Annotated in this window: 6 protein-coding genes; 4 read left to right on the forward strand and 2 right to left on the reverse strand. The window is 72.3% G+C overall.

The features are described 5' to 3' along the window. Positions 1 to 70: 70 nt before the first annotated feature. Both AB0P24_RS31435 and AB0P24_RS31440 read right to left on the reverse strand, forming a co-directional pair. The gene (locus tag AB0P24_RS31435) at positions 71 to 1,294 is read right to left on the reverse strand and encodes a hypothetical protein (protein WP_365799933.1); all 1,224 of its coding nucleotides are present in this window, start codon (positions 1,292 to 1,294) and stop codon (positions 71 to 73) included. Positions 1,295 to 1,393: 99 nt separating this feature from the next. Next, positions 1,394 to 2,641: a glucarate dehydratase family protein gene (locus tag AB0P24_RS31440; RefSeq protein WP_365799935.1), complete on the reverse strand. Its 1,248-nt coding sequence runs from the start codon at positions 2,639 to 2,641 to the stop codon at positions 1,394 to 1,396. 329 nt (positions 2,642 to 2,970) lie between these two features. Between AB0P24_RS31440 and AB0P24_RS31445 the strand changes: the two genes are divergently transcribed. The 4 genes from AB0P24_RS31445 (at position 2,971) to AB0P24_RS31460 (ending at position 9,972) form a co-directional block, all read left to right on the forward strand. Continuing rightward, complete coding sequence (locus AB0P24_RS31445) at positions 2,971 to 4,521, forward strand: diaminobutyrate--2-oxoglutarate transaminase family protein (RefSeq protein ID WP_365799937.1); 1,551 nt, start codon at positions 2,971 to 2,973, stop codon at positions 4,519 to 4,521. 362 nt (positions 4,522 to 4,883) lie between these two features. Continuing rightward, positions 4,884 to 6,839 carry an IucA/IucC family protein gene (locus AB0P24_RS31450; RefSeq protein WP_365799939.1) on the forward strand — a complete coding sequence of 652 codons (1,956 nt, stop codon included), beginning with the start codon at positions 4,884 to 4,886 and terminating at the stop codon, positions 6,837 to 6,839. A gap of 72 nt (positions 6,840 to 6,911) precedes the next feature. Continuing rightward, positions 6,912 to 7,745, forward strand: coding sequence for a GNAT family N-acetyltransferase (locus tag AB0P24_RS31455; RefSeq protein WP_365799941.1), 834 nt, complete (start codon positions 6,912 to 6,914; stop codon positions 7,743 to 7,745). Between the two features lie 244 nt (positions 7,746 to 7,989). Continuing rightward, a complete protein-coding gene (locus tag AB0P24_RS31460) occupies positions 7,990 to 9,972 on the forward strand; it encodes an ATP-dependent DNA helicase (RefSeq protein ID WP_365799943.1) in 1,983 nt (660 codons plus the stop codon). The last annotated feature ends 120 nt before the right edge of the window (positions 9,973 to 10,092 follow it).

Below are 10,092 nucleotides of genomic sequence, written 5' to 3' on the forward strand. Positions count from 1 at the left end.
CCACGACGGCCGTCAGCCGCCCACTGGCAGACACCCCCATAGCTCTATGGGGCGACAAGGCGGCAGTCACTCACTGGTCCGCGAATTCGTTACTGACCCCCTCGTACACACCCTTGGCCACGTCCCCGAACCGAGGCCCGGCCAGCCACCCCGAACTCACCGGCCCGATCGACGTGTTGGACACCAACGCCGGCTTGCCGTCGGCGCCCGTCTCCACCCAGCCGCCCCCCGACGCCCCACCGGTCATCGTGCATCCGATCCGGTACATCGTCGGCGCCGACGCATCGACCGACAGCCGCCCCGGCCTGTCCGCGCACTGGTACAGCAGCGACCCGTCGTACGGCTTCGCCGCCGGATACCCGGTGGCGGTGATGCTCGACACCTTGGGCACCGCGGGCGCGTCGAAGTTCACCGGCAACGCCGAACCCACCGTCTCCTCAAGTGACTTGCCGCCGTTACCCTGCTCGGGCGTCACATGGATCACGGCGTAGTCGTACGACGCCCCCTGGCCGCCCGTCTCACCGCCCTGGTCGATCCACTGCTGCGAGGTCTGCGCCCCGTCACCCCACCAGACGCCGTACGGCGCGACCTGCGAACGGGTCGCCGCCGCCAGCGCCGAACCGGTCAGCCCCTTGTCGTTGTACGACGGCACGAACGCGATGTTGCGGTACCAGCCGCCGTTCTTGCCGGCGTGCACACAGTGCCCCGCCGTCCACACCAGGTTGGACTTGCCCGGGTGCGCCGGGTCCTCGACGACCGTCGCCGAGCACACCATCGTGCCCTCGGGGGAGTCGAAGAAGACCTTCCCGGCCGTGGCCGCGCTCGCGTGATACGCCGGCCGCACCGCCTTCGCCTGGACCGGCTCCGGCGTCGGGTCGGTCACCCCCTGGTCGCCGGAGATGTCGTTGGCGTCAACACCCTTGTTCTTGTCGGGGTCGTTGGCGTCCCGCATCCGGTTCGGGTCCCACAGGCCCTTGATGATGGGATTGATGAAGTCGTCGGCCTCGCGCAGCCAGTCGTCCTTGTTCCAGTTCTTCCAGGCGCCGTTCTTCCACTTGTCGACGTCGATCCCGTGCTCTTTGAGCTTGTTCTTGATGTCGTCCGGTATCTTGATCTTGCCGTCACCGGTGTCGGCCGTGGCGGACGCGGACGCCGGACCGCCCGCGTTGTCGTCGCCGGAGCCGCCGCAGGCGGTGGCGGTCAGCGCCAGCGCCGAGGCGAGGGCGACGGCCGCCAGCGCACGGGGCGCGCCCCTTCCACCTCGATGGGCGAACGACGGCCGGATGGATCGCATGGTGGTGACTCCCCCTGCTGGTAAGGAACTTCAGCGCCACACACTATGCGCTCGCTGTGCGCCGCTTCCCATGGAAGGGCAACGGTTTCGCTACGGCCCTCACCAGCGCGGCAACCGCAGTTCGTAGGTGGGATCGACGCGCCGCATGTAACCGGTGTCGTCGCGAGTGCGCATGCCCGACTCCAGGTACAGCCGGTGCAGCCGGTCGAGCACTTCGTGATCGAGCTCGACGCCGAGCCCCGGGCCGGTGGGGACCCGGACCGCTCCGTCGGCCAGCTCCAGCGCACCGGGCCGGATCACGTCGTCGGCGCTGTTCCACGGGTAGTGCGTGTCGCAGGAGTGGTCCAGGTTCGGGATCGCCGCCGCGACATGGGTCATGGCGGCCAGGCTGATGCCCAGATGCGAGTTGGAGTGCATGGACAGGCCCAGGCCGAATGCCTCGCAGACGGCGGCGAGTTCCCGGGTGCGACGCAGCCCGCCCCAGTAGTGGTGGTCGGTGAGCAGCACCTGGATCGCGTTCCGCTCGACCGCCGGCCGCAGGTGCTCCCAGGCGATCACGCACATGTTGGTGGCGAGGGGGAGCGGCGACTCCTCGGCCACGGCCGCCATGCCGTCGATGGTCGCGGTCGGATCCTCCAGATACTCGAGGACGCCGTCGAGCTCCCGTGCCACGTACCCCGACGTCTCCACCGTCCAGGCCGTGTTCGGGTCGAGCCGCAGCGGCTGCCCCGGGAACGCCTCCGCGAGCGCCCGCATCGCCGCTATCTCCTCGTCCGGCGGGAACACGCCCCCCTTCAGCTTGAACGACCGGAACCCGTACCGCTGTCGCATCAGCCGGGCCTGCTCGACGACCCCGGCCGGGTCCAGCGCCGCGCCCCAGCCGTCGCCGACCGCCGGGCGGCCGTCCAGGGCGGGATGCTCCGCCCACTTGTAGAAGAGATAGGCCGCGAACGGCACCGAATCCCGGACCCGGCCGCCGAGCAGGTCGCTGACGGGGCGCCCGAGCAGCCGGCCCTGGGCGTCGAGGCAGGCCACCTCCACCGCACTCGTGGTCCACCCGCGTTCGTGCGAGCTGGGCACGGTCGGGAACAGAGCCGCGTCGATCACCGCGGTGACGGCGGTCACGTCGAAGACGTCCATGCCCACCACCAGCCGCGCCGCCGCTTCGAGCCACTCCAGCCGGGCCGTGCCACCGGGTGCCTCCCCGAGCCCCACCGTGCCGTCCTCCAGCACGAGTTGGAGCACGATCCGCAGGGCGAGCGGCTCGTGGACGCCGCTGGAGTTCAGCAGCGGCGGGTCACGGAAGGCGATGGGGGTGACGATCAGCTCACGGATCTTCGTGCTCATGGGGCCACTGCCTCCGGTCCGCGGTCGCACTCACCGCTGTTCAAGTCAGCAAACCTGCGTCACATATCCAAATCGATGGGCCAAGTTATGAATCGTTCGATCCTCACGTCAAGACACGGCCGGAGGCTCGGTCGCGGGCGCTGGGGGGTGAGTCCGTGTCCCACGGGGCGAACGGCGGACGGGCCAGGAAAGGCAAGGTCGCGGCAATGATCTTGAGACGACCCGTAACCCGCCGACCGGTCCGGGGTTGGTAGCGGTGGGGGGCCCGCTGCCTGCGCCCGGTCCCCACCGATCAACTCGCCTCTGGACAGCGGGGAGGACAGCGAGCCGTGGCCGTGACGGAGTCGGTGACCGGGGGGACGTTCGGGGGAGCGCACGCGGCGCACGAGGGGATCCTCAGGCGCCAGTCGGCGCGTGAGTCGCGGGCACGTACCTACGCGCGCGCCCTGCCCATCGTGCCGGTGCGGGCCCGCGGCCTGACCATCGAGGGCGCCGACGGACGCCGCTACCTGGACTGCCTCTCCGGTGCCGGCACCCTCGCCCTCGGACACAACCACCCCGTCGTGCTGGAAGCGATCCGCAAGGTCCTCGACTCCGGCGCCCCGCTCGCCGTCCTCGACCTGGCGACCCCCGTCAAGGACGCCTTCACCACCGAACTGTTCCGCACCCTGCCGCCCGGCCTTGCCGACCGCGGCCGCGTCCAGTTCTGCGGGCCCGCCGGCACGGACGCCGTCGAGGCAGCCTTCAAGCTCGTCCGGGCCGCGACCGGCCGCACCGGCATCCTCGCCTTCACCGGCGCCTACCACGGGATGACCAGCGGCGCACTGGCCGCCTCCGGCGGGGCCGGCGACGTCCGCGTCGCCCGGCTGCCCTACCCCCAGGACTACCGCTGCCCGTTCGGCGTCGGCGGCCTCCGCGGCGCCGAACTCGCCGCCCGCTGGACCGAGACCGTCCTCGACGACCCCAAGTCCGGCATCCCCCTCCCCGCCGGCATGATCCTCGAACCCGTCCAGGGCGAGGGCGGGGTGATTCCCGCGCCGGACGACTGGCTCCGCCGGATGCGCCGGCTCACCGCCGACCGGTCCATCCCCCTGATCGCCGACGAGATCCAGACCGGGGTCGGCAGGACCGGCGCCTTCTGGGCTGTCGAGCACAGCGGCGTCACCCCCGACGTCATGGTCCTGTCCAAGGCCATCGGCGGCAGCCTCCCCCTCGCCGTCGTCGTCTACCGCGACGACCTCGACGTGTGGGAACCCGGCGCCCACGCCGGCACCTTCCGCGGCAACCAGCTCGCCATGGCCGCCGGCACCGCCACTCTCGCCCACGTCCGCGAGAACGCCCTCGCCGAACGAGCGGGCCTCCTCGGCACCCGCATGCTGTCCCAACTGCGCCGGCTCCAGGACGACTTCGCGTGCGTGGGGGATGTGCGGGGGCGGGGGCTGATGATCGGAGTGGAGCTGGTGGATCCGGAAGAGGAGGAGCTCACGGGGCCGACGGAGCGCGCGAGGGAGGCCAAGGAGGCCAGCGAGGCCAGGGAGGCCACCGGGGAGGCGGAAGCCCAGGCAGGCGGTGCTGCTGTACGGGCGCGGGGCGGTGCGGTGAGCGGAAGGGACGGTGAACCCCGGCCCGGGCCGCGCCCCGCCGCCCCCGAACTGGCCGCGGCCGTCCAGCGCGCCTGCCTGGAGCGGGGCCTGATCGTCGAACTCGGCGGCCGCCATGCCGGTGTCGTACGACTGCTGCCGCCGCTGACCATCACCGACGAACAGGCGGCCGCGGTACTGGACCGTCTCGCCGACGCCGTGGCCGCCGTGGCCCGCGACCCGGCCGCCCACGGCGCCCGGCCCCGACGACCCGAGGGCCGCAAGGAGCCGGCCGGCTGACCGGCGCACCGGGAAGGCCCCGGACCTTCGGCACGCCCGCCCCGAACCAGCCGCCCGGACCACCCAGAAGGCCCACGCCAAGAAGGCCAACGCCAAGAAGGCCGAGGCCAAGGCCGAGAAGGCCGGAAAGACCCGGCCGGGGCCTGCCCGCCGAACCGCCGACAGCAGGCCGGCCGACCGGCGCACCGCGGACGAACCAACCGGGCGACGACCCCGGAGCGCTCCGACCGCCGCACGCACCGAACTCCACATCATCCACACCCCTCTCGTCAGGACATCCAGCACTCGACTCACCGTCCGACCAGCCCGGTTCGCCGGCACGACGCCGAACGCCGCACCGCCCGAGCCCCCGAGGAACCTCCTTGAACGCCACCCCCGCCCCCGACGACAACGGAGACCAAGGTCCACAGGGACACCCGGTTCCGCTCGCCGAGTCGGTCCCTCCGCAGCGAGGCCGCACCGCCCGGCCCGAGCGACCCCGCGACGACACGGGAGACCTCCTCGACCACCCCGACCCGCACATCGCCGCGCAGGCCGCCGCCGTGGAGAACCTGCTCCGCTGCTGGGTACGCGAGACGAACCTGTCCGCACCCACCACCGGCACCCTCCGTATCCCGCTGCCCGCCAGCGGTACGGCGCTGGTCACCCCGGTCCGTCACTGGTCCCCGACCGGCTGGCACCGCTTCGGCCCGCCCCGCCTGGCCGGCGCCCCCGACACCGCCCCACCCGTCGACGCGGTCACCCTCGCCGCCCTGCTCACCCGCGAGGCGGCCACCGCACCGGCGCTCACGGCCGACGGAGCCGAGGGTGGCACCGGCCACGCCGCCGACGTCGCCCCCGGCCTGTGGGGCACCCCCGACGACGGCGACCTCGTGGCCCGGGTCGCCGACTCCCTGCGCCGCACGGTCACCTTCCTCGCCGACCGGCGCGCCCACCCCGCCGACGGCCCCGACCGCTTCCTCGCCGCCGAGCAGGCACTTCTCCTAGGGCACCCACTGCACCCGACCCCGAAGAGCCGCGAGGGCCTGACCGACTCCGAAGTCCGGCTCTGCTCACCGGAGCTGCGCGGCTCCTTCCCCCTGCACTGGATGGCGGTCGCCTCCTCTCTGCTCGCCACCGACTCGGCCTGGACCGAGCGAGGCCGTCCCGTCCCCGCGCCGCACCTCATGGAACGCCTGGCCGGCACGGTCCTGCCCCTGCCCGACGGCTTCGCCGCCGCCCTGCCCCTGCACCCCTGGCAGGCCCGCGAGGTCGCCCGCCGTGCGGAGACCGCCGCCCTCCTCGACGCCGGGCTCCTCCGCGACCTGGGCCCGCTCGGCGTCTCCTGGAATCCCACCTCCTCCGTGCGCACCGTCCACCGCACCGGCGCCCCCGCCATGCTCAAGCTGTCGCTCGGCCTGCGCATCACCAACTCGCGCCGGGAGAACCTCCGCAAGGAACTCCACCGCGGCGTCGAGGTGCACCGCCTGCTGCGCACCGGCCTCGCCCAGCAGTGGCAGGCCGCCCACCCCGGCTTCGACATCGTCCGCGACCCCGCCTGGCTGGCTGTCGACGGCCTGGACGGCCGGCCCGTGCCCGGACTCGACGTGGTGATCCGGCACAATCCGTTCGCCCCGGCCGACGACGTGTCCTGTGTCGCCGGGCTGGTCACGCCCCGGCCCCTCGACGTCCCGGCGGCGAACGGCAGCCCCCGCCCGTACCGCTCCCGGCTGGCCCGGGTGGTCTTCCGGCTCGCCGAACGCACCGGCCGACCCGTCGACGCCGTCGGTGCCGAGTGGTTCCTGCGCTACCTGGAGCAGGTCGTCCGCCCGGTGCTCTGGCTCGACAGCGAGGCCGGCATCGCCCTGGAGGCGCACCAGCAGAACACCCTGCTCCTGCTGGACGCCGACGGCTGGCCCGCCGGCGGGCGCTACCGCGACAACCAGGGCTACTACTTCCGCGAGTCCCGACGGGCCGGCCTCGATGCCCGGCTGCCCGGCATCGGCGAGCACAGCGACACCTTCGTCTGCGACGAGGTCACCGACGAGCGTTTCGTCTACTACCTCGGCATCAACAACGTGTTCGGCCTGATCGGCGCGTTCGGCTCCCAGCGGCTTGCCGACGAGCGCCTCCTGCTCGCGGCGTTCCGCCGGTTCCTCATCGACGCCGCCACCGGACCCGCCCGGCTGCGCACCTCCCTGCCCGGCCGCCTGCTCGACTCACCCGTCCTGCGCTGCAAGGCCAACATGCTGACCCGGCTGCGCGGCCTCGACGAGCTCACAGGCCCCGTCGACACCCAGTCCGTCTACGTCACCATCGCCAACCCCCTCCACTCGTAGCTCTCCTGAGCCCACCGACACCGTCTCCGCCCGAGGAACATGCCCCACCTCTTCTCCTGAGAGGAGCGCACCATGCCTCCCACCGACGCGAGCGCCGACACAGGCCCCGTCCCGGTGCACCCCGGACCCTCTGGCCACCCCGGCGACCCCGGCCGGCGCGGACCCGCCGAGGACAGCAGGGACTGCGAGGACACCCTGGACCTCCGCCTGCCCGACGAACTCCTCGCCCCCATCGCCGGGAAGACGCCCGACCCCGACGAACGAGCGCCAGGACCGACCCATGACCGACCCGGTCCCCTCGGCTCGCCCGGCCTGCTCAGCCTCCCGGGCACGCTCGACCTGCTCGACGAGGTCGGTACCTGGGGCCCCGTCGAGAGCCCCGTCGGCCTCTTCCACCTGACGCCGGTGCACGTCGAGCGCGACCTGCCGATCATCGGCGGGTGGATGAACGACCCCGCCGTGGCCGCCTTCTGGCAACTGGCCGGTTCACAGGCGCAGACAGAGGACCATCTGCGCGCCCAGCTCACGGGAGACGGACGGAGCGTGCCGTGCCTGGGCGTGCTCGACGGCACCCCGATGAGCTACTGGGAGATCTATCGAGCCGACCTCGACCCGCTCGCCCGCCACTATCCGGCCCGCCCGCACGACACCGGCGTCCACCTCCTCGTCGGCGATGTCGCCGACCGGGGCCGGGGACTGGGGTCCGCCCTGCTCAGAGCCGTGGCCGATCTCGTACTCGACCACCGCCCCGCCTGCGCGCGCGTCGTCGCGGAACCCGACCTTCATAACACCCCCTCCGTGGCCGCCTTCCTCAACGCGGGCTTCCGTTACGCCGCCGAGGTCGACCTGCCTGGCAAACGGGCCGCCCTCATGATCCGGGACCGGTCCCTACGTCATCTGATGTAGCGCTGAGTGATGGCGCGTACACATGTAGTACGAAGCGGTGACCGATCGAGTTCCCGGCCGTCCGAAAGAATTCCGACCAGCCCGCCCTTCCCCCTTGTATCGCCCTTCCCCTTTGTCCTGCCCGTCCCCCTTGGCCTGTCCGTCCCCCTCGGCCTGTCCGTCCAGGAGCCCCCGGCGTGATCTCACCCCCCGTCCCCGGTTTGATCGCCCGGTTGTCAGTGCCGGGTCGTAGGGTGGTCGCGCTATGACGAAGCCCTCACTCCCTGAACTCCTGCATGCCGCTGTCACAGCTGTCGGCGGTACGGAGCGCCCCGGCCAGGTGACCATGGCCGAATCGGTCGCCGAAGCGATCGATGACGGATCCCATCTGCTGGTCCAGGCCGGCACCGGTACCGGAAAGTCGCTCGGTTATCTGGTGCCCGCGCTCGCGCACGGGGAGAGGGTCGTCGTGGCGACGGCGACCCTCGCCCTGCAGAGACAGCTCGTCGAGCGGGATCTGCCGCGCACCGTCGACGCCCTGCACCCGCTGCTGCGCAGGCGCCCGGAGTTCGCCATGCTCAAGGGCAGGTCGAACTACCTGTGCCTGCACCGGCTGCACGAGGGCATGCCGCAGGACGAGGAGGAGGGCCTCTTCGACCAGTTCGAGGCGGCCGCGCCCACCAGCAAGCTGGGTCAGGACCTGCTGCGCCTGCGGGACTGGGCCGACGAGACGGAGAACGGCGACCGGGACGACCTCACGCCGGGCGTCTCCGACAAGGCCTGGGCCCAGGTCTCGGTCTCCTCCCGGGAGTGCCTGGGCGCCTCCAAGTGCGCCTACGGCGCCGAGTGCTTCGCCGAGATGGCCCGTGAGCGCGCCAAGCTCGCCGAGGTGGTCGTCACCAACCACGCCCTGCTCGCGATCGACGCCATCGAGGGCGCCCCGGTCCTTCCGCAGCACGAGGTGCTGATCGTGGACGAGGCGCACGAACTGGTCTCCCGGGTCACCGGCGTCGCCACCGGCGAACTCACCCCGGGTCAGGTCAACCGTGCGGTCCGGCGCGCCGCCAGGCTGGTCGACGAGAAGGCCGCCGACCAGCTCCAGACCGCCGCCGAGGGCTTCGAGCGGCTGATGGAGCTGGCTCTGCCGGGCCGCCTGGAGGAGATCCCGGAGGATCTCGGTTACGCCCTGGCGGCGCTCAGGGACGCAGCCCGCACCGTGATCTCCGCGCTCGGCACGACCCGCGACAAGTCGGTCCAGGACGAGGACGCGGTCCGCAAGCAGGCGCTGGCCTCCGTGGAGACCGTGCACGACGTGGCGGAGCGGATCGTGAACGGCTCCGAGTGGGACGTCGTCTGGTACGAACGTCACGACCGCTTCGGTGCCTCTCTCCGGGTCGCCCCCATGTCCGTGTCCGGCCTGCTCAGGGAGAAGCTCTTCGCGGACCGCTCGGTCGTCCTCACCTCGGCGACCCTCAAGCTCGGCGGCGACTTCAACGGCGTCGGCGCCTCCCTGGGCCTCGCCCCGGAGGGCACCGAGGGCGACGACCTCCCGAAGTGGAAGGGCGTCGACGTCGGCTCGCCCTTCGACTACCCGAGACAGGGCATCCTCTATGTCGCCAAGCACCTGTCGCGCCCCGCACGGGACGGCGACCGCGCCGACATGCTCGACGAACTGACCGAGCTGATCCAGGCCGCCGGGGGCCGCACCCTCGGCCTCTTCTCCTCGATGCGGGCCGCCCAGCAGGCCGCGGAGGAACTGCGCGTCCGGATCCCCGAGTTCCCGATACTGCTGCAGGGCGAGGAGACCCTCGGCGAACTGATCAAGAACTTCGCGGCGGACCCCAGGACCTGCCTCTTCGGCACGCTGTCGCTCTGGCAGGGCGTCGACGTCCCCGGCCCCAGCTGCCAGCTGGTCGTCATGGACAAGATCCCGTTCCCGCGCCCGGACGATCCGCTGATGAGCGCCCGGCAGAAGGCCGTCGAGGACGCCGGCGGCAACGGCTTCATGGCGGTCGCCGCCACCCACGCCGCGCTCCTGATGGCCCAGGGCGCCGGCCGGCTCGTACGCGCTTCCGGGGACCGCGGCGTGGTCGCCGTACTCGACCAGCGGCTGGCCACCGCGCGGTACGGCGGCTACCTCAAGTCCTCACTGCCCGACTTCTGGTACACCACCGACCGTAACCAGGTCCGCAAGTCGCTGGCGGCGATCGACGCGGCGGCGCGTCAGGCGGAGGCGGAGGCGGAGTGATGCGCGGGGTGGCCTGACCGGCGCCGGTCACGCGCCCCTTCGGCAACGGCTCGACGATCGTCCAGACGGTCACCGTCCGCGCCGGCAGCCCCCGGATCGACTTCGAGACGGACATCGACT

Source organism: Streptomyces sp. NPDC086519, from assembly GCF_040686075.1.
GTDB lineage: Bacteria > Actinomycetota > Actinomycetes > Streptomycetales > Streptomycetaceae > Streptomyces > Streptomyces shenzhenensis.